This window comes from Photorhabdus hainanensis, from assembly GCF_018448965.1.
GTDB classification, from domain to species: Bacteria; Pseudomonadota; Gammaproteobacteria; order Enterobacterales; family Enterobacteriaceae; genus Photorhabdus; species Photorhabdus akhurstii.
On the sequence record NZ_RCWD01000047.1, the window covers coordinates 14,888 to 35,977 of the forward strand.

Sequence of the window (21,090 nt, forward strand, 5' to 3'; positions counted from 1 at the left end):
AATGCTCAGGCGGTTGCCCGGGCTCACCGGCGCAGTGCGTATAATTCCCCCGCATTATGTTAAATAGGCGTTGGGCGGCCTGGACCGGCTCAACGGGGACGTTGGGGCTTGGGCCGCCTGACGACTATTTACCCCCGCGTGCACCGATGCCGACGGGCAGTCCGGCCACGGTCTGCCCCCACACCGAACCCACCCAACTCAACGGGGGCGTGCGGATGGTCAGCGGTTATCGGGGGTTGAGGTCGGCTCTGGGCTGTCCGGCGGCGTGTTCGTGCCGGCGTTATCGTCGGCGTACAGGTCGGCCAGTAAACCCACTTCATCGGCGTCGCTGACTTTCTCGTCAGCCATTTGCTCCGCCGGGTGGGTGCTGGCGTGTACCGCCTGTAAGGCCCGGATAGAGACCTGCGTATACACCTGGGTGGATTCCACGCTCGCATGGCCTAACATGGCCTGTATCCAGCGCAGGTCCGCCCCGTTCTCCAGCATCTGGGTTGCCATCGCGTGTCGGAACAGGTGGCAGGCACCTTTTTTCTCAATGCCGGCGGCCCGGATATAGCCGCTCACGGCATGGGTGATACCGTTCGGCTGCAACCCGTCGAGACCGTCCATTGCCACGAACAGCGATTGAATGTCCGGGGTGACCAGCAGTTGCGGGCGAACCTGTTGCTGATAGAACTGGAGCCAGCTTAAAGCCCGTTCGCCGAGGGGCAACACCCGGTCTTTATTCCCCTTGCCCTGCCGGACGGTCACGGTTTTGCGTGACCCGTCAATGCTGTAGATATCGAGCCGGGCCGCTTCACTGCGCCGTATCCCCGTTGACCAGAGCAGCTCCATCAGGGCCCGGTCGCGTGCGCCCTGCAACGTATGCGGGTCAGGCAGCGACAGGATATGCTCGATTTCATCAATGCTCAGGATATACTTTGGCAGCCGTTTTTCTTCCCGCGGCAGCTCAATGTCCGCTGCCGGGTTCGCCAGTATCAGGTTCTGTTTGGTCAGCCATTTGAACCACACCTGCAACGGCTGCAACTGCGTGCGCTGGGTGCGGATGCTTAGCGGCTCTCCGTTGGTCTTGCGGTACTGATACAGATAACGCTGGTAACGCTCCAGTATCGGCCGGGTGATATCCGCGGCATAGTACAGGCCCCGTTCCGTGGCCCACAGGATAAAGCGATAGGTGTGATGGGTCTGCACTTTCAGCGTGGTTTCCGACCAGTTCCGCTCCTGCCGCCATGCCACGAAGCGCAGCAGCAGCGCATATAAGCTTTTTGGGTCATGTGCCGGACCTACCGGCTGACGGTAGACGTCATCGACGGTCAGGAAACTTCCTTTGCGCGGTTTACGGTTTGCCATGATTGACCTCCGGTTGAGATTGAGGGGCGGGCGCAGACAAGGGGCGCGTTTTCTTTTTTCCTTTTATCACCGTGTCTTCCGTTACCCCGACTTGCGGCACGCTGAACCCGTGTTCTGTCTGCCCTGATGGGGATTTTTTCACCCCAGACTTGACCCGAACTTGACCCAGACTTGAGGCAGACTTGTGTTCATTTAAGTCAGACTTGCTATCATGACCTGTCGGGACGGCTGCCGGCGTTTTATCCCTGTCGGGCACGGGCAATGCGTCTCCGTGATTATTTTCCCTGATAACTGCGTTTTCATCTGCCCGGACTTGTTCACCCGCCGGCCCTTGTACTGTCTGGGCTGACGCGGGTTTTTCTTCCCCAGACTTAGACCAGACTTGCCCCAGACTTGGGGAAGACTTACCACCTTCCGGGTCAGACTTGCGTTCACTGCCAGCGGTTTCTGAGTCCGGTTCTCCGACATCCAGCAGGCCGCACAGGTGCGCCACGCTGTTGTCTTCCCCGTCCCACAGCAGTTCATAATGCAGCAGGTGCCCCCGGCTGCCGCCATGCGACAGCAGGTATTCCATTTCGGTGAGACGCTGACAATGATTCTTAAGCTGGCTGTCGCTCCAGTGGGTAAAGGCGCGGATATCCCGCCGGGTAAAGCGCACTTCGTTTGGCTGGCAGTGCTGGATTTGCGCCTGTTCGTTCACCATCGCCTGTATCAGCAGCAACAGCTTACGCGTCTGCGGCGGCATTTCATCCAGCGTGCGCCCCAGAACTTCATGTGCCAGTTGGTTAGCCAGGGCAATGTCGTCTTGGGTGACTTCGATATATTCAATCACCTGCCCGCGATGCGTGGTTTTCTTGATTTCCCGTTGGTACTGGTGCAGTAAGGCAATGGCCTGTATCAAGGTGAGGTATTTCATATGGTCACGCCGCATCCGCGTTTTATCGCTTAAAAAAGTGAGCTGGTGCGCATACGGATTCACCACTTTCAGCGGCCTTAACAGGCGCTGGGCGTTCTGGTGCAGTTGAGTCAGGTAGCTTTTCTCCGAGTCAGCCAGCAACCCGGCCAGTGTCTGACGGTGCCGTTGCATCGCGTGGATAGCCTGCGTCTGCTCGCGCGATTCGTTGACCGTCAGCACCAGACAGCGGTTCAGCAGCTCTTCATCCACATCAATGGCCGTCGTCGTTAACATCAGCATGACCGGTCCCTGTACCTTGTATTCCCGCGTCACCAGTTCGCCGCTCTGTTCGTTCTTGCCGGTGCTGGCGATTTTCAGCTCGCCGTCGGACTGCAACAGTTTCAGGGCATAGGCCGCCTGCCGTACGCCTTCCTCTTCGGCTATCGCCAGGATTTTGTGTTGCAGGCTGGTTTCTCCCAGATAGTAGAGACTCTGCCCGGTCATCGCCGAGTACTGGATACGCTCCTCTTCCGGCATCAGGTTCAGCACGGCATCCATCAGGCTGCTCTTGCCTGCCGCGCTGCTGCTCTGGATTAACACGGCCAGCGGTTTATCGAGTTTGCGCGAGACTGCCGCCAGATACCCGGTCAGCAGATTGGTGGATTCGCCGACCACCCCGCAGGCGGCCATGTCGTGGATAATCTGTTCTGTCAGGTTTGGCGATGTCAGCAACGCCAGCGCGGCGGCTTCGTCTTCCGCGCTGACCGTGACGGCCGTTGTCCCTGCGGCTTCGGCCTCCGCTCGCTGTTCGGCATCCTGTTGCTGCTCCAGCATCAGCAGGACCCGCCCGGCTTCGCGTTTGATGACCGACAGCTCGCATTCCAGCTCTTGCGCCGCCGTGCTGATGTAGTTTTGACGATGCCGCGCGTGATACATGTCCAGTGTATCCACATGGAACAGGCCGGACGTTTCATCCCGCACCTGCACATTGACTTTCATCACATCGGGCACCGGCGATTTTTTCATCCCCCGTATCCGCCAGATACGTGGCCCGCTTTTCATCAGCAGTTCACCGGACGCCGTGCGCTCGCAGGGCACTTGTGCAACGGTTAGCTCTGGCGGGGCGGCTAAAGAAGAGGATTCAGCCACACCGGCACTTTGGGGCTTTTCCGTCATATCTGACGAGACGGGCCGCTCATGGCTGAACACCGCGCCCGGCGCGGTTCCCTGTCCCAGCCAGACCGCCTGTTGCAGGGCCAGCCCCAGCGCATGTTCGGCGTTGCCGCTTTTCAGCGCATAGTCATTGGCATCCATGCCCGGCGGGAACTGCACCCGCCATGCCTCGATACCGGCTTCCAGTAAATCAGCGGCCACATTAGCCGCGCCACGGTCTCCGGCCTCATCGCGGTCAAAGGCAATCAGCACCCGTTTCACGCCGTGATACTGCAAGGCTTCGAGGGACTCACGGTTAAACCCGTTCACCCCGAACGCGGCAATCACGTTACGGAACCCGGCACACCAGAACGTCATGGCATCGATCAGCGCTTCACACAGGATAATTTCCGATGCGGCTTTCATCGCTGCCTCATTCCAGACCCCGGCCAGGGGTGAGGACAGGTACAGATGCTTTGGGCTGTCTTTCAGCACTTTGTAATCCGGCTGGGTTCGGCGACCATACAGTTGCAGCACCCGCCCGCGGCTGGCCACACTGGCCGATTCGGCCCAGCCGATTATCGGCACCACGACGCAGCCCCGGAAGTGGTCCTGCCGGGTGGTCGTACGCAACACGCCTAGCCCCGATAGCTTGCCGCGCAACTGCTGACCTTCCTGACTGTCTTTGGACGGCAACAATCCCGCGGAACCGCTGATACCGTGATGACCCGCATACCCCAGCTTAAAGTGGCTGACCAGTTCAGGATGATGCAGCCCGCGTTTTTCCAGCCAGGTTTTGGCTTCCGGTGACGCCAGTAAGTTCTGATGATAAAAATCAATCACCTGATGCAACAGCGCCTGCCCGTCATCGTCCAGGTCGGCCAGTTTCGGGCGCGGCAGGGGTGCAGCCTGTGATTTCGGCTGGGCGGCTAACGAAGAGGCGGCCACCACCGTATTGTCCATGTCCGGCAGCCCGGCCAGCTCCCGCAGCCGGCGGATAGCGATTTTCAGCGTCACCCCTTCCGTTTGTATCACCCAGTCCAGCACCGACCCCGCGGCGCCACAGCCAAAACAGTGATACAGGTTCTTAGCCGGCGATATCACCATTGAGGGCGTTTTCTCGTGATGGAACGGACAGCGCAGCACATAATCCTCACCGCGTTTTTTCATCGCACGGCCTTGCTTACGCGCCAGCCCCAGCAACGAGACGGTTTGCTTTAAGCGGGCTAAATCGGTATCGGGAACGCGGGTCATCAGTGACCTCCTGTAAAAACCTGTCAATATGCTTTTATGGTTTCTTTATACATGCATATATGGTATGTTTCAAGCATCACGTTTAAACAAGGGGGTTAAAATGCTGGCTCTGTTTCCTTGGCGAGTAATTTCTATGGACTTTGGTAAACGTCTGGCAACCCTGCGTAAAGACCGCAAGCTCACCCAGGCCGCACTGGCGGAGAAAGTCGGTTGTCACGTGACAATGATCCGGCGTTATGAAGCTGACGAAGTACAACCGACACTGGAGATTATCCGCAAGCTCTCCCGTGCACTTTCTGTCAGTGCAGATACGCTGGTTTTTGACGAGAATGAGCGCAACCCGGATGAAGAACTGCGTTTGCAGTTTGAGGCTATCAGCCAGTTCACGCCGGAAGAGAAAGAAGTGGCAAGGGTGTTACTGGAGTCATTGATTTTAAAACACGATGCCAACCGTTTTGCCCGTAACAACAGCAGAGCGGGCACCAAGAAGTAAGACGTAAAACACGTGCGGCGATCCCGTGTTGGAGCACGGAACCGCCGCTAACCGTAAGCAACTATTGGAGTAGTTACTATGGCTAACCGCGATTGTAATGCAGATTGGAAGATTTCAAAAGCCCGGCGCAGCTATAAGGTGGGGTATACCAGCACCCGCCACGAAGATCGCAACACCGGCATGACCCGTTATTACAGTCAGCATCCCAGCCTGCATCTTAAAGGCAACTGGCTGGAAGAAGCCGGGTTTACCACCGGACAGGCGGTGAACATCACCGTTGAACGGGGGCAGTTGATTATCCGGCTTGTTGAGAACAGCTGACGGCTTAAAAAAGATCCCAGCGCTTGGATTGGGATCTTTTTGCTAACTGATTTTTAATCTTTTATGTCCATTTTAATACTTGCTCCATCGGGAATATTTCGTATTTGTAGAGCCAAATCAGCTCTGGCTCTCATTGATTCGCCTGTTCGAGCTAAGTAAAGATTTTCCAATTCATATTCTCCCCCTAAAACAAAAGGAATTTTAGGGACTAAACGATAGCCAGATTGAATAGGGCCGTAAATGTTTTGCCAATTATGAGCCAAAGAATATCCAGTTAGGACTTCATAATCTTCCAAGATAATCCCACTCCATTCATTTATACTCTCGGCTAATTTATCAAATAATCCCGTTTCAGGATCGAATGTATGAATACAATCATCTTTTAAACAAAACTGATTTCCAAAGATATCTTCTGCAAAGAAAAGAGCATCCTTAGCCATATCTTCGTACGAGTTAATCCATAACCTATTGTTGTTCCAATCAATTAAGCCGATCTCTTCATCTATCGTTTCATATGGAAAAACGCGTAATGCAGACTCAAAGCCATAAAATCCATTTTTTTTAGTCAATAAACAGCTCAATTCATCTACCAATGATTTTCCATAATTAGAAGCAATATATTTTTCTGATCTAACCGAAGAAATATCATGACTACAAATTGAGAGTAATTTGTCAGTTAAAGGCCACATTTTTCTATTTCTCCGTTTCTATTTTGCCTGATTTGTCTGTCTTTTCTGTCTTTATAATTACAGTTGTACCATTAGGTAATCCGCGACATTGTTGACCAATACATGATCCAGCACCTCTATTATCAGAAGGGGTAATTGGTCGAACCGAAGCACCTGAACCACCTTCTTTAAACATGGCAGGAGGATATTCATCACGATCTGCACCTTTCACCGGAGGAGTATTTTTCAAGGATTCTCTTCTCCTCTGAGCAGCGCCCCCACGATCAATCGTCAACACATTAGGATGCCCTGCTTTCTGAGCATCTTCAATATGCTTCGCTGATTCTGGATATTTTGTTTTATCTACAACAATAACTTTATGCTCATTAGTATGTTGTTCCGAGCTACTGCCTTTGTTATCAGTCGAACCTTTTATTGACGGTACAGATGATGGCTTCGCCTGCATTTTATCACTGGCTTTTGCCCCAATAATTCCCGTCGCAGTCTCCAGCAACAACAGGTTGCGCTGCTCTTCCTTCACGTACTGCGCCGCATCGGCTTTGGATAAACCTGCATTCTCCAGCTCTTTTTGGCGCAGTTCCGTGTTAAAGAACCCGGAGAGGGGTCCGCTGCCGCCATTTAGCCAGCTGCTCTGCTCTGAACGGCCTATCTTGTCATTGGCACGGTATCCCGATACCGCCAGTTCTTTACCCAATTCATGGTTGATAAAGGCCAGTTCTTCGCGGCTCAACTCACCACTCAACGCCATCTGTTTCAGGCTGTTGATGGTCGCATCACTGGCCTGCCGGTATTCTGCCCAGACCCCTTTACGGCAACTGTCATCCTGACACGATGCCAGTTTACCGCGCGTGTCTTCAACCGACGGCAGACCTTTATCCAAAATCCGCTGGCTCAATTCTTTGGCCTTACCACAGGCTTCCGGTGACATCGTTCTGCAATCGCCCAGATTTCGCGAGGCCAGCGCATTATTCTCAATAACAACGCATTCCATTGCAAAGTTGATTACCGAACGCCGATTTTCCTAATGCCCTCAGTCAGTTACACCCCGTTTTTTCCAATGTCCGTTCACCGCCGAACCCAAAACCCCCTGACGCGCTTTTCGCCTCCAAAGGCCGGTTTTTCCCGCCGTGCCATTGTCAGTGTAGCGCCTTTTTCGGCAACGGGCGAACGTCGCCCAACTCGCTTGGGCGGCGGGCGGCCGTTCTGCGGGCGCGGGCGGCATAGAGCCCGCAAGCGGCGCTCCTGCGACGCTCTGGGGCACGGGCGTTTCAGACCGGGCACGGCTTTGCATGACCTCGCTGGGTTCAGGGAAGCCCCCGGGGGCTGCACGGGGCGGAGATGGCGAGCACGGGGACGAGCAACGGAGCGCAGCACAGTGCGAGCCGCGCGCAGCCAGTGCAGCAGGGTTGGGGCGGGGGGAAGTCAATGAGCGGAGGCCGCAGGCCGACCTGCCTTCAGGGGTGTTGGCCGGACGTTGGCACGGCAGCTAAAGAAGAACTCAGGGTTGCCGATGTCCGGCTCAGTCGGTTAGAGCATAAGGCGCAGCCTTGTGCGCCACTCCCCGCAATGCCGACCCGCGGGGGCGCAAGACATAATGCCAATTATACGCATTAAGCCGCTCATCAATGCTCAGGCGGTTGCCCGGGCTCACCGGCGCAGTGCGTATAATTCCCCCGCATTATGTTAAATAGGCGTTGGGCGGCCTGGACCGGCTCAACGGGGACGTTGGGGCTTGGGCCGCCTGACGACTATTTACCCCCGCGTGCACCGATGCCGACGGGCAGTCCGGCCACGGTCTGCCCCCACACCGAACCCACCCAACTCAACGGGGGCGTGCGGATGGTCAGCGGGGATCGCGTGTTGAGGTCGGCTCTGGGCTGTCCGGGGGCGTGCTCGTGCCGGCGTTATCGTCGGCGTACAGGTCGGCCAGTAAACCCACTTCATCGGCGTCGCTGACTTTCTCGTCAGCCATTTGCTCCGCCGGGTGGGTGCTGGCGTGTACCGCCTGTAAGGCCCGGATAGAGACCTGCGTATACACCTGGGTGGATTCCACGCTCGCATGGCCTAACATGGCCTGTATCCAGCGCAGGTCCGCCCCGTTCTCCAGCATCTGGGTTGCCATCGCGTGTCGGAACAGGTGGCAGGCACCTTTTTTCTCAATGCCGGCGGCCCGGATATAGCCGCTCACGGCATGGGTGATACCGTTCGGCTGCAACCCGTCGAGACCGTCCATTGCCACGAACAGCGATTGAATGTCCGGGGTGACCAGCAGTTGCGGGCGAACCTGTTGCTGATAGAACTGGAGCCAGCTTAAAGCCCGTTCGCCGAGGGGCAACACCCGGTCTTTATTCCCCTTGCCCTGCCGGACGGTCACGGTTTTGCGTGACCCGTCAATGCTGTAGATATCGAGCCGGGCCGCTTCACTGCGCCGTATCCCCGTTGACCAGAGCAGCTCCATCAGGGCCCGGTCGCGTGCGCCCTGCAACGTATGCGGGTCAGGCAGCGACAGGATATGCTCGATTTCATCAATGCTCAGGATATACTTTGGCAGCCGTTTTTCTTCCCGCGGCAGCTCAATGTCCGCTGCCGGGTTCGCCAGTATCAGGTTCTGTTTGGTCAGCCATTTGAACCACACCTGCAACGGCTGCAACTGCGTGCGCTGGGTGCGGATGCTTAGCGGCTCTCCGTTGGTCTTGCGGTACTGATACAGATAACGCTGGTAACGCTCCAGTATCGGCCGGGTGATATCCGCGGCATAGTACAGGCCCCGTTCCGTGGCCCACAGGATAAAGCGATAGGTGTGATGGGTCTGCACTTTCAGCGTGGTTTCCGACCAGTTCCGCTCCTGCCGCCATGCCACGAAGCGCAGCAGCAGCGCATATAAGCTTTTTGGGTCATGTGCCGGACCTACCGGCTGACGGTAGACGTCATCGACGGTCAGGAAACTTCCTTTGCGCGGTTTACGGTTTGCCATGATTGACCTCCGGTTGAGATTGAGGGGCGGGCGCAGACAAGGGGCGCGTTTTCTTTTTTCCTTTTATCACCGTGTCTTCCGTTACCCCGACTTGCGGCACGCTGAACCCGTGTTCTGTCTGCCCTGATGGGGATTTTTTCACCCCAGACTTGACCCGAACTTGACCCAGACTTGAGGCAGACTTGTGTTCATTTAAGTCAGACTTGCTATCATGACCTGTCGGGACGGCTGCCGGCGTTTTATCCCTGTCGGGCACGGGCAATGCGTCTCCGTGATTATTTTCCCTGATAACTGCGTTTTCATCTGCCCGGACTTGTTCACCCGCCGGCCCTTGTACTGTCTGGGCTGACGCGGGTTTTTCTTCCCCAGACTTAGACCAGACTTGCCCCAGACTTGGGGAAGACTTACCACCTTCCGGGTCAGACTTGCGTTCACTGCCAGCGGTTTCTGAGTCCGGTTCTCCGACATCCAGCAGGCCGCACAGGTGCGCCACGCTGTTGTCTTCCCCGTCCCACAGCAGTTCATAATGCAGCAGGTGCCCCCGGCTGCCGCCATGCGACAGCAGGTATTCCATTTCGGTGAGACGCTGACAATGATTCTTAAGCTGGCTGTCGCTCCAGTGGGTAAAGGCGCGGATATCCCGCCGGGTAAAGCGCACTTCGTTTGGCTGGCAGTGCTGGATTTGCGCCTGTTCGTTCACCATCGCCTGTATCAGCAGCAACAGCTTACGCGTCTGCGGCGGCATTTCATCCAGCGTGCGCCCCAGAACTTCATGTGCCAGTTGGTTAGCCAGGGCAATGTCGTCTTGGGTGACTTCGATATATTCAATCACCTGCCCGCGATGCGTGGTTTTCTTGATTTCCCGTTGGTACTGGTGCAGTAAGGCAATGGCCTGTATCAAGGTGAGGTATTTCATATGGTCACGCCGCATCCGCGTTTTATCGCTTAAAAAAGTGAGCTGGTGCGCATACGGATTCACCACTTTCAGCGGCCTTAACAGGCGCTGGGCGTTCTGGTGCAGTTGAGTCAGGTAGCTTTTCTCCGAGTCAGCCAGCAACCCGGCCAGTGTCTGACGGTGCCGTTGCATCGCGTGGATAGCCTGCGTCTGCTCGCGCGATTCGTTGACCGTCAGCACCAGACAGCGGTTCAGCAGCTCTTCATCCACATCAATGGCCGTCGTCGTTAACATCAGCATGACCGGTCCCTGTACCTTGTATTCCCGCGTCACCAGTTCGCCGCTCTGTTCGTTCTTGCCGGTGCTGGCGATTTTCAGCTCGCCGTCGGACTGCAACAGTTTCAGGGCATAGGCCGCCTGCCGTACGCCTTCCTCTTCGGCTATCGCCAGGATTTTGTGTTGCAGGCTGGTTTCTCCCAGATAGTAGAGACTCTGCCCGGTCATCGCCGAGTACTGGATACGCTCCTCTTCCGGCATCAGGTTCAGCACGGCATCCATCAGGCTGCTCTTGCCTGCCGCGCTGCTGCTCTGGATTAACACGGCCAGCGGTTTATCGAGTTTGCGCGAGACTGCCGCCAGATACCCGGTCAGCAGATTGGTGGATTCGCCGACCACCCCGCAGGCGGCCATGTCGTGGATAATCTGTTCTGTCAGGTTTGGCGATGTCAGCAACGCCAGCGCGGCGGCTTCGTCTTCCGCGCTGACCGTGACGGCCGTTGTCCCTGCGGCTTCGGCCTCCGCTCGCTGTTCGGCATCCTGTTGCTGCTCCAGCATCAGCAGGACCCGCCCGGCTTCGCGTTTGATGACCGACAGCTCGCATTCCAGCTCTTGCGCCGCCGTGCTGATGTAGTTTTGACGATGCCGCGCGTGATACATGTCCAGTGTATCCACATGGAACAGGCCGGACGTTTCATCCCGCACCTGCACATTGACTTTCATCACATCGGGCACCGGCGATTTTTTCATCCCCCGTATCCGCCAGATACGTGGCCCGCTTTTCATCAGCAGTTCACCGGACGCCGTGCGCTCGCAGGGCACTTGTGCAACGGTTAGCTCTGGCGGGGCGGCTAAAGAAGAGGATTCAGCCACACCGGCACTTTGGGGCTTTTCCGTCATATCTGACGAGACGGGCCGCTCATGGCTGAACACCGCGCCCGGCGCGGTTCCCTGTCCCAGCCAGACCGCCTGTTGCAGGGCCAGCCCCAGCGCATGTTCGGCGTTGCCGCTTTTCAGCGCATAGTCATTGGCATCCATGCCCGGCGGGAACTGCACCCGCCATGCCTCGATACCGGCTTCCAGTAAATCAGCGGCCACATTAGCCGCGCCACGGTCTCCGGCCTCATCGCGGTCAAAGGCAATCAGCACCCGTTTCACGCCGTGATACTGCAAGGCTTCGAGGGACTCACGGTTAAACCCGTTCACCCCGAACGCGGCAATCACGTTACGGAACCCGGCACACCAGAACGTCATGGCATCGATCAGCGCTTCACACAGGATAATTTCCGATGCGGCTTTCATCGCTGCCTCATTCCAGACCCCGGCCAGGGGTGAGGACAGGTACAGATGCTTTGGGCTGTCTTTCAGCACTTTGTAATCCGGCTGGGTTCGGCGACCATACAGTTGCAGCACCCGCCCGCGGCTGGCCACACTGGCCGATTCGGCCCAGCCGATTATCGGCACCACGACGCAGCCCCGGAAGTGGTCCTGCCGGGTGGTCGTACGCAACACGCCTAGCCCCGATAGCTTGCCGCGCAACTGCTGACCTTCCTGACTGTCTTTGGACGGCAACAATCCCGCGGAACCGCTGATACCGTGATGACCCGCATACCCCAGCTTAAAGTGGCTGACCAGTTCAGGATGATGCAGCCCGCGTTTTTCCAGCCAGGTTTTGGCTTCCGGTGACGCCAGTAAGTTCTGATGATAAAAATCAATCACCTGATGCAACAGCGCCTGCCCGTCATCGTCCAGGTCGGCCAGTTTCGGGCGCGGCAGGGGTGCAGCCTGTGATTTCGGCTGGGCGGCTAACGAAGAGGCGGCCACCACCGTATTGTCCATGTCCGGCAGCCCGGCCAGCTCCCGCAGCCGGCGGATAGCGATTTTCAGCGTCACCCCTTCCGTTTGTATCACCCAGTCCAGCACCGACCCCGCGGCGCCACAGCCAAAACAGTGATACAGGTTCTTAGCCGGCGATATCACCATTGAGGGCGTTTTCTCGTGATGGAACGGACAGCGCAGCACATAATCCTCACCGCGTTTTTTCATCGCACGGCCTTGCTTACGCGCCAGCCCCAGCAACGAGACGGTTTGCTTTAAGCGGGCTAAATCGGTATCGGGAACGCGGGTCATCAGTGACCTCCTGTAAAAACCTGTCAATATGCTTTTATGGTTTCTTTATACATGCATATATGGTATGTTTCAAGCATCACGTTTAAACAAGGGGGTTAAAATGCTGGCTCTGTTTCCTTGGCGAGTAATTTCTATGGACTTTGGTAAACGTCTGGCAACCCTGCGTAAAGACCGCAAGCTCACCCAGGCCGCACTGGCGGAGAAAGTCGGTTGTCACGTGACAATGATCCGGCGTTATGAAGCTGACGAAGTACAACCGACACTGGAGATTATCCGCAAGCTCTCCCGTGCACTTTCTGTCAGTGCAGATACGCTGGTTTTTGACGAGAATGAGCGCAACCCGGATGAAGAACTGCGTTTGCAGTTTGAGGCTATCAGCCAGTTCACGCCGGAAGAGAAAGAAGTGGCAAGGGTGTTACTGGAGTCATTGATTTTAAAACACGATGCCAACCGTTTTGCCCGTAACAACAGCAGAGCGGGCACCAAGAAGTAAGACGTAAAACACGTGCGGCGATCCCGTGTTGGAGCACGGAACCGCCGCTAACCGTAAGCAACTATTGGAGTAGTTACTATGGCTAACCGCGATTGTAATGCAGATTGGAAGATTTCAAAAGCCCGGCGCAGCTATAAGGTGGGGTATACCAGCACCCGCCACGAAGATCGCAACACCGGCATGACCCGTTATTACAGTCAGCATCCCAGCCTGCATCTTAAAGGCAACTGGCTGGAAGAAGCCGGGTTTACCACCGGACAGGCGGTGAACATCACCGTTGAACGGGGGCAGTTGATTATCCGGCTTGTTGAGAACAGCTGACGGCTTAAAAAAGATCCCAGCGCTTGGATTGGGATCTTTTTGCTAACTGATTTTTAATCTTTTATGTCCATTTTAATACTTGCTCCATCGGGAATATTTCGTATTTGTAGAGCCAAATCAGCTCTGGCTCTCATTGATTCGCCTGTTCGAGCTAAGTAAAGATTTTCCAATTCATATTCTCCCCCTAAAACAAAAGGAATTTTAGGGACTAAACGATAGCCAGATTGAATAGGGCCGTAAATGTTTTGCCAATTATGAGCCAAAGAATATCCAGTTAGGACTTCATAATCTTCCAAGATAATCCCACTCCATTCATTTATACTCTCGGCTAATTTATCAAATAATCCCGTTTCAGGATCGAATGTATGAATACAATCATCTTTTAAACAAAACTGATTTCCAAAGATATCTTCTGCAAAGAAAAGAGCATCCTTAGCCATATCTTCGTACGAGTTAATCCATAACCTATTGTTGTTCCAATCAATTAAGCCGATCTCTTCATCTATCGTTTCATATGGAAAAACGCGTAATGCAGACTCAAAGCCATAAAATCCATTTTTTTTAGTCAATAAACAGCTCAATTCATCTACCAATGATTTTCCATAATTAGAAGCAATATATTTTTCTGATCTAACCGAAGAAATATCATGACTACAAATTGAGAGTAATTTGTCAGTTAAAGGCCACATTTTTCTATTTCTCCGTTTCTATTTTGCCTGATTTGTCTGTCTTTTCTGTCTTTATAATTACAGTTGTACCATTAGGTAATCCGCGACATTGTTGACCAATACATGATCCAGCACCTCTATTATCAGAAGGGGTAATTGGTCGAACCGAAGCACCTGAACCACCTTCTTTAAACATGGCAGGAGGATATTCATCACGATCTGCACCTTTCACCGGAGGAGTATTTTTCAAGGATTCTCTTCTCCTCTGAGCAGCGCCCCCACGATCAATCGTCAACACATTAGGATGCCCTGCTTTCTGAGCATCTTCAATATGCTTCGCTGATTCTGGATATTTTGTTTTATCTACAACAATAACTTTATGCTCATTAGTATGTTGTTCCGAGCTACTGCCTTTGTTATCAGTCGAACCTTTTATTGACGGTACAGATGATGGCTTCGCCTGCATTTTATCACTGGCTTTTGCCCCAATAATTCCCGTCGCAGTCTCCAGCAACAACAGGTTGCGCTGCTCTTCCTTCACGTACTGCGCCGCATCGGCTTTGGATAAACCTGCATTCTCCAGCTCTTTTTGGCGCAGTTCCGTGTTAAAGAACCCGGAGAGGGGTCCGCTGCCGCCATTTAGCCAGCTGCTCTGCTCTGAACGGCCTATCTTGTCATTGGCACGGTATCCCGATACCGCCAGTTCTTTACCCAATTCATGGTTGATAAAGGCCAGTTCTTCGCGGCTCAACTCACCACTCAACGCCATCTGTTTCAGGCTGTTGATGGTCGCATCACTGGCCTGCCGGTATTCTGCCCAGACCCCTTTACGGCAACTGTCATCCTGACACGATGCCAGTTTACCGCGCGTGTCTTCAACCGACGGCAGACCTTTATCCAAAATCCGCTGGCTCAATTCTTTGGCCTTACCACAGGCTTCCGGTGACATCGTTCTGCAATCGCCCAGATTTCGCGAGGCCAGCGCATTATTCTCAATTGCATTCTTCCCTGCCTGCGCCCCAGTGAGGGCACTGGCGGTGGAGTCACCGGCAATACCGCCTGCCAGTCCTGCCGCCAGGGTGGAAAGGGTGCTGATAGTTTGCTTCTGCTCCTCCGTTAACTCACTGACGTTGGCCCCGTCGCCGTAAAGCTGCTTAATCAGAACCTGCGCCGCCAGTTCACCCGAAGCCGCACCGGCTGCCCCTGACAGGGCATTGTTACCGCTGACTTCGGCGGCCACTGCCCCCAGAATCGCATGGGCCAGCGTGTTGGTGGCGATATCCACCTGATGGGTTTTCGGGTCGGTGGTCAGCTCTTTTATCACGCCCGCCAGATACGGTGAAGCGCCCCCGGCCAGCGCCTGACCGAGATTGTTCCCCGCTAAGCCCTGAATGGCTGCCGTAGCCGCCTGTAGGGCTTTCTGATAGGTTCCGCCGGTCCCAAAGCCCGAGTCATTCAGCGCCTGTGTGTAAGCGGTGTCATAAACTTGCTTATTGATATCCGCCGCAGTCGGGTGTGGATTGCCACTGTCGACCAGTTTTTTTCTGGCTGCCGCTTTGTCCGGTTCACTGATATGGTCCAGCTTCGCTTTCGCCGCTTTGGTGGCGATAATTTTCCCTTCGGTACTGGCTATCTCGGTCATCTGGGCGCTGATTTCGCCAATCAGTCGCGCCTGTTTCAGTCGTTGCTGCTCTTTTTCCTTGTCAAATATCGGACTGAGGACATTGGCGGCGTTATCGGTATCGCGGCTGAGGGTCGCGACATCCTGCGTCTGGTGCGCCTTATCCCGGATAATCAGGTTGCCGTCACTGACGGCGGCGTGCGTGGTGCTGCTGTCATGGCCCTGGTTATGGGAACCACTCAGCCCATTGACCGCCAGATTATTCAGGACCTGACCGGCGGTGGGTTGGCCGAGGCTGACGCCCGCGCTTTGCTGCTCAACAGTAAAGTCCGCTTGATTTTTAATATCCTTGAAGCCCAGCGTTCCGGTGTTCAGGGTGTTGTTGGTTTTGTCGGCTTGACTCGCTATCACCGCGCCGTCCAGTTGGGTGTGGTCGCCGACGTTAACCTGATAGCCGCTTTTGCCGGCAAACAACCCGGTCTGCTCCTGCACGCTGTCATAGTTGCTGTGGAGTTTATTGCGGCTGGCATTGAGGCTCGCGGTGCCGTGGGTGAGGGGGCCCACGGCGGCGCTGACGCCCGCGCTGGCGTTGTGTTGCTGGCTGTCATAGCGCTGGCTGTCCTGCTCGCTGCTTAATGTCAAATGACGTTTTACGTCGGCGGTAATCTGCTCGCCGCTGACCTGAGCCCCTTTCAGCGTCGTGTCCCGGCCACTGTTCAGCCCGACGGTCTGTCCCGCCTGTAATGTGGTGTTAGTGTGACTGACGCCGTTGCCGTTTTCATGGCCATTGCCCCGACTGACATTGGCCGAGACATTCAGGCCGGTGCCCCCCGGCCCGACAGTCAGGCCCACGCCCAGCGAGCTGCCGTGGCTGCTGTTTTTGCCGGTGGTCTGTTCAGTGCTCTGGCTGGAGGAGAGCTGAATATCCCGGTTAGCATTCAGTTGCAGGTCTTTACCCGCCTGTAACTGGCTGCCCTGAATACGGATATCGCCATGCTGGCCTGATGCGCCTTTGCCATCCCCTTTGGCGGTTATGGTCAGGTTATCCCCGGCAGTGAGATGGCTGCCCTGTTGAGTGGTCTGGCGGCGCTGCTGTTCTGAACGGGAAGACTGGCGACCGTAGGACAGGCTCACCCCGGCCAGATTATTATTGCCTTTGTCATCACTGCCCTGAGCTTCCGCCAGTCGGCCGGCCTGCACGGCCTGTACCCCGCTCAGCGCGACTTTAGTATTTTGCAGCGCTTTCACTCGTGGGTCACTTTCAGTGCGGGCGGTTCTGGCGGTTTGCGCCGCGCTGTTAACGGCCCCGCCGGCGGCGCAACTCAGCGCCACGGTTAAGCCGCTCTGTTTTTGCTCGGTTTTTGTCGTGGTGTGATGGCGGTTTTCCGCGCTGGTGATATCGACCTGTTGACCGGCCAGCGTCAGGTCTTTGCCGGCAATCACCTCGCTGCCGTGAACCCGGAGCTGTTCTCCGGCGTTGAGGGTGACGTTGCCCTGGCTGCTGCCGACCGTGCTGCCTTTACTCAGCTGGCTGTCACTGTCGGTGGTGACTTTCTGGCTGGCCTTGCCTAAGGTGAAGCCAATCCCCCCGGTGCCCATCAGGCCGGATTTTTTCTCCTGCCTCAAATGGGTTTCATCGCGCGCTTCCGCGGCGGTGGTGACGGTGAGCTGATGACCGGCGTTCAGGCTGACATCCTGCGTACCGGCGACATTGCTGCCGCGGATATTGAGGTCTTTACCGGCCTGGAGATTGACCTTATCGCCACTGAATGTGGCGCTCAGAGCCTGCCGGTCATGCACTTCGTCGTGGGTTTCCACTGACGATTTCGACAGCCAGCCTTTGCTGGTTTGTTTACTGTGCTCCACTAAATCGGATGAAGCCGTCCCGGTGGTCAGCGTCAGGTTATTGCCGGCCTGCGCCGTCAGTTGTTGACCGGCGTTGACGTGGGCGGCGGTGGCGTTCAAATCCTGCCCGGCTTGCAGGGTCACCTCACCGGCGCCGGTTATCTGGCTGCCGATATCCTGTTGTTGGGTCAGATGGCGATAGTTCTCTTTCCCCCAATTCCCTTGCTCTGTGCGGCGCGTGCTTAAGGCGTCCAGCGTCAGGTTATGGCCTGCGGTTATCTCGGTGTGACCGTCTTTACCGGCATTCTTGACGTCACTGGCAGTTAATTGCACATTGTTGATGGCGCTCAGCGATAAGGCGCCCTTATCGTTCTGCACATAGATGCCTGCCGGACGGTCCAGCCAGCGGTTAGCCTCATCCCCGCGCACCGTCGATGCGCTGATGATATCGCGGCCTTTCAGAGTCACCCGGTCATCCCCCTGAATCTGGCCGCCCCGGTTAGTAAGCGTTTGTTGGGTCGTCACATCCACTTTGCCGCCGCGAATAAAGCCGCTGTTGGTCAAATTGTTGGCGGTCAGTTGGGTGACGTCACGCCCGCTAATCGTGCCGCTGTTGGTGATATCGCCCTGACTGTTGAGCGCCACGGTATTCCCGGCCAGCAAAGCGCCGTCACTGCTCAGGTCGCCCTGACGGACGTGCGCGTAAACCTGCGGCACGGTGACCACCTCGGTAGTGCCATCCGGCAAGGTGACGGTTTGGTTAGTCAACCAGATAATGTCTGAGGTCAGCAACGCCATCTGTGCCGGGCTTAAGGCGACGCCCGGCGTTAATTGCTGCTGTTTGCCAAAGGCGACACCGGCATCCATCAGCGCTTTAAACTGGGCTTCATCGTTGTTGTAGCCGGGCAGATAGCGCTGGCCGGTCAGTTGGGTGATTTGGTCACGCACCAAACGCTGTTCGTAGAACCCATCGCCCAGGCGTTTGTGAACCAGCGCCGGGTCGTGCGTTAACTGTTGCCGCATGTAGTCCGAGCCGAGCCACTGTTTGTACTGGGTAAATTTCGGGTCGGTCTCGACCAGATAGTGGCTGTCACTGCCCGGTTGCACGGTATACAGGCTGTTATTCGGCAGGCGGGTATCGGGCGTCACCACGCGTATCACCGGGTCGACTGTTTGCCCTTTGACGGTCTCCGGGGGCAAACTCAGTTCAAACGGCTGACCGGGCGGCAAGACCAGTGGCTGATTTTTGATACCGTTCACCGGCGTGACCGCTGTGGGGGCAGAATGTATCTGACCGGTTTGTCGGTCGGTAATCGTGATATCGGTACCCTGTGGACGGGTATGCGCCTGCCAGGCCAGCGTTTTCAGGTCAATCGTTTCTATCACTGGGGCGGGGGCATAATTGCTGCGGCTTTTTCCCTGCGAGGTTTTGGTCCCCCCGAATCCGAACTTTTTGTGTTTGGTCTTTTTGGCGTACCAGTGAGTTTGGCGACCTTTATCGGTGGTGATACGTTCGCCCTGAGTGGCAATATTGTGCAGTTCGCCGATTTCTCCATCCAGCGCCCCGCCGGCGACAATCTGGCTGTCGTGATTAGTGACCTGCGCACTGTTGAGCGTGATATTACCCCCGGCCAGAATTTTACCGGGGTCGCTCTGTTTAACCTGAGTTTCCTTGACGGTCCGGGTGTACTGATATTCGTAAAAGTCATTACTGCGGCTGCCATCCGGCATGATGGCATCGTGCACTTTGTATTTATTGCGGCGGGAAGTGTCCACCTGTGACCAGTCATAGCGAGTGGTCTGGCCGCTGAGTACTGCATCGTGATGCTGAGACTTTTCTGTTTCGACGACCTGAGTCACCAACCCGGCGTTGGTGTTGTTAATCTGGTCGGCATTCATCTTCAAATGGCGCCCGGCTTCAATCGTCGCCGCGTGGTTATTGAGCTCACGGGCTTGACCGGTAGCCGTCAGCGCGTTATCCAACTGGCCGCCGATGCGCATGTCGCCCACGCTATAAATCTGGGCATGGTCACGGTTGTTCAGTGTTCCGGTGCCGATATCCAGCCGGTCACGCGCCGCAATGACGGCGGCTTTGCCGTCCTGCGCGGTGTTATTCAACGTGCCCGTCTGGAGCGCGAGCTGGTCCCCGTAAATGCGCCCGGTGCCGGTATTGTTCAGGGTGTTGGCCGTGAGATGGGTCAGGCTGCCGTCAATCAATCCGGTATTGTTCAGGGTATCGTGAACGTTGATTTGCGTTTGTTTAGCGCTGATTTCGCCGGAGGCGTTATTGGTGAGATGCTGTGCGCCCAGATGCAGCGCCTGACCGGCTTTTATCTGGCGGTCATTGATAAGATTACCGGCCGTTTTCAGGGTCAGATTGCCATTGGCCGCGGTGTTGCCGGTATGGTGAAAATCCTCAGTTAAAGTGACCGCCATATCGCCCTGCGACAACAGTTGGCCGTCACCGCTCAGAGCATGGGCGTTAATCGTGGCGTGCTCCCCGGCAATCAGCGTGCCTTGCCGGTTGTTAATCACCAGAGACGTAGGACGGGTCGCGTCGCCTACGGTAAGCTGCTTGCCCGCGGAGATTAACCCCTCAGCATTCTCCAGCGTGTGACTCACCTGAGCTTTCAGATGGTTGGCTGCCCGTAAAGCGCCCTGGGTATTGTCCACCTGTTGAGCGTTGACCGTCAGGTTTTGCGCTTCTACTCCGTTATCAACCTGCGCTGTTTTCCGGTTAATCAAGCGAGCGGTGTTCAGGGTCAATTGCTGACCGCCACGGATAAGGCCGCCGGTGTTATCGGTTTGGGTGTCAACATTGAGTGTGGTGTCGCCCACCGCCTGCGCCTGCCCGTGACGATTATCGAGCTGGTGAGTATTCAGGGTTAAGGTGTCCGTAGATAACAATTTGCCGTCCCGGTTATCCAGCGCGGCGTGTCGGGTATCGATAGCCAACTGTCCGCCTTGAAGATGACCGTGGCGATTGTCCAGCGGGCCACTGGTGAGGGTCGTCTTGCCCTCACCGAGAATATGGCCCTGCTGGTTATCCAGTAACTGTCCGTCGGTATCCAGAGTCAGGGCGTCGGCGGATTGTAAAGTCCCGTTGCGGTTAGTGAGTTGTCGGCTGTGAATGTCCAGCCCGCTATTTCCGGCTATCTGGCCCTGAGTATTAGTGAGCCTGGCGCCGGTCAGCGTGGTTTTACCGTCCGCGGCGATTATCCCGCTGGTGTTATCAACATCGCCGACGCGTAGGGTTAACTGCCCGCCGCTTAACACCCGGCCCGTTTTTTGGTCGGCATCGCGGGTATTGGTGAGCTTCTGCCCGTGGGTATCAATGGACATCTCGCGGCCAGATTGTAACAGCCCCGCCGTGTTATCCAGTTCACCACTATTGACCTTCAGGGTGTCCTCGGCTATCACCTGTCCGGCGGTATTGGTGAAGGGATGGCCTGTGGTCTGGCTGTCAATGTTTTGCGCCAGCAATACGCCCTGCGTGTTATTCAGGGTCTGGCTGGTCGTTGTCAGTCGGGTTTTAGCTTCAAGATGACCGTTAACGTTTTGAATAGTTTTGCCCACGGTGAGGGTGGCGCTGTCCCCGGCGGCAACAATGCTCCCCTGATTATTATTCAGTTGGGAGGCACTGAGTCGGAACGCGTGGCCCGCTTCCAGCCGGCCCGACTGATTGTCCAGCGTGTCTTTGACCGCCAGTGTCA

12 protein-coding genes and 1 pseudogene are annotated in these 21,090 nt (G+C 55.9%); 5 read left to right on the forward strand and 8 right to left on the reverse strand.

Annotated features, from left to right (window positions below):
- Nucleotides 1-219: 219 nt before the first annotated feature.
- A complete protein-coding gene (xerC, locus tag EAE92_RS21060; RefSeq protein ID WP_214069479.1) occupies nucleotides 220-1,350 on the reverse strand; it encodes a site-specific tyrosine recombinase XerC in 1,131 nt (376 codons plus the stop codon).
- Nucleotides 1,337-4,651 (reverse strand): CHC2 zinc finger domain-containing protein, encoded by a 3,315-nt coding sequence (locus EAE92_RS21065; RefSeq protein ID WP_214069480.1) that lies wholly within the window; start codon nucleotides 4,649-4,651, stop codon nucleotides 1,337-1,339. Before EAE92_RS21065 ends, xerC (EAE92_RS21060) begins: the two co-directional genes overlap by 14 nt.
- A gap of 100 nt (nucleotides 4,652-4,751) precedes the next feature.
- On the opposite strand from EAE92_RS21065, the gene EAE92_RS21070 reads away from it, so the two are divergent.
- Together EAE92_RS21070 and EAE92_RS21075 are read left to right on the forward strand one after the other, a co-directional pair.
- Entirely contained in the window at nucleotides 4,752-5,144 is a 393-nt protein-coding gene (locus EAE92_RS21070; RefSeq protein WP_246545330.1) for a helix-turn-helix domain-containing protein, read from the forward strand.
- A gap of 78 nt (nucleotides 5,145-5,222) precedes the next feature.
- Nucleotides 5,223-5,465: a SymE family type I addiction module toxin gene (locus EAE92_RS21075; protein ID WP_214069481.1), complete on the forward strand. Its 243-nt coding sequence runs from the start codon at nucleotides 5,223-5,225 to the stop codon at nucleotides 5,463-5,465.
- A 53-nt stretch (nucleotides 5,466-5,518) separates the two neighbouring features.
- Here EAE92_RS21075 and EAE92_RS21080 read toward each other — a convergent pair whose 3' ends face one another.
- Nucleotides 5,519-6,154 (reverse strand): SMI1/KNR4 family protein, encoded by a 636-nt coding sequence (locus tag EAE92_RS21080; RefSeq protein ID WP_214069482.1) that lies wholly within the window; start codon nucleotides 6,152-6,154, stop codon nucleotides 5,519-5,521.
- 4 nt (nucleotides 6,155-6,158) lie between these two features.
- Nucleotides 6,159-7,145, reverse strand: coding sequence for a NucA/NucB deoxyribonuclease domain-containing protein (locus EAE92_RS21085; protein WP_214069483.1), 987 nt, complete (start codon nucleotides 7,143-7,145; stop codon nucleotides 6,159-6,161).
- A 434-nt stretch (nucleotides 7,146-7,579) separates the two neighbouring features.
- Here EAE92_RS21085 and EAE92_RS21090 point away from each other — a divergent pair, with 434 nt between their 5' ends.
- The gene (locus EAE92_RS21090) at nucleotides 7,580-7,768 is read left to right on the forward strand and encodes a hypothetical protein (protein WP_075161665.1); all 189 of its coding nucleotides are present in this window, start codon (nucleotides 7,580-7,582) and stop codon (nucleotides 7,766-7,768) included.
- Nucleotides 7,769-7,997: 229 nt separating this feature from the next.
- On the opposite strand, the gene xerC (EAE92_RS21095) is transcribed toward EAE92_RS21090, so the two are convergent.
- Both xerC (EAE92_RS21095) and EAE92_RS21100 read right to left on the reverse strand, forming a co-directional pair.
- On the reverse strand, nucleotides 7,998-9,128 hold the full coding sequence (xerC, locus tag EAE92_RS21095; RefSeq protein WP_214069484.1) for a site-specific tyrosine recombinase XerC: 1,131 nt from the start codon (nucleotides 9,126-9,128) through the stop codon (nucleotides 7,998-8,000).
- A complete protein-coding gene (locus tag EAE92_RS21100; protein WP_214069480.1) occupies nucleotides 9,115-12,429 on the reverse strand; it encodes a CHC2 zinc finger domain-containing protein in 3,315 nt (1,104 codons plus the stop codon). Before EAE92_RS21100 ends, xerC (EAE92_RS21095) begins: the two co-directional genes overlap by 14 nt.
- A 100-nt stretch (nucleotides 12,430-12,529) precedes the next feature.
- Here EAE92_RS21100 and EAE92_RS21105 point away from each other — a divergent pair, with 100 nt between their 5' ends.
- Both EAE92_RS21105 and EAE92_RS21110 read left to right on the forward strand, forming a co-directional pair.
- Nucleotides 12,530-12,922, forward strand: coding sequence for a helix-turn-helix domain-containing protein (locus tag EAE92_RS21105; RefSeq protein ID WP_246545330.1), 393 nt, complete (start codon nucleotides 12,530-12,532; stop codon nucleotides 12,920-12,922).
- A gap of 78 nt (nucleotides 12,923-13,000) precedes the next feature.
- Complete coding sequence (locus tag EAE92_RS21110; protein ID WP_214069481.1) at nucleotides 13,001-13,243, forward strand: SymE family type I addiction module toxin; 243 nt, start codon at nucleotides 13,001-13,003, stop codon at nucleotides 13,241-13,243.
- A gap of 53 nt (nucleotides 13,244-13,296) precedes the next feature.
- Here EAE92_RS21110 and EAE92_RS21115 read toward each other — a convergent pair whose 3' ends face one another.
- Together EAE92_RS21115 and EAE92_RS21120 are read right to left on the reverse strand one after the other, a co-directional pair.
- Nucleotides 13,297-13,932 (reverse strand): SMI1/KNR4 family protein, encoded by a 636-nt coding sequence (locus tag EAE92_RS21115; RefSeq protein ID WP_214069482.1) that lies wholly within the window; start codon nucleotides 13,930-13,932, stop codon nucleotides 13,297-13,299.
- A 919-nt stretch (nucleotides 13,933-14,851) separates the two neighbouring features.
- Nucleotides 14,852-21,090: pseudogene (locus EAE92_RS21120) on the reverse strand (hemagglutinin repeat-containing protein); the annotation flags it as partial.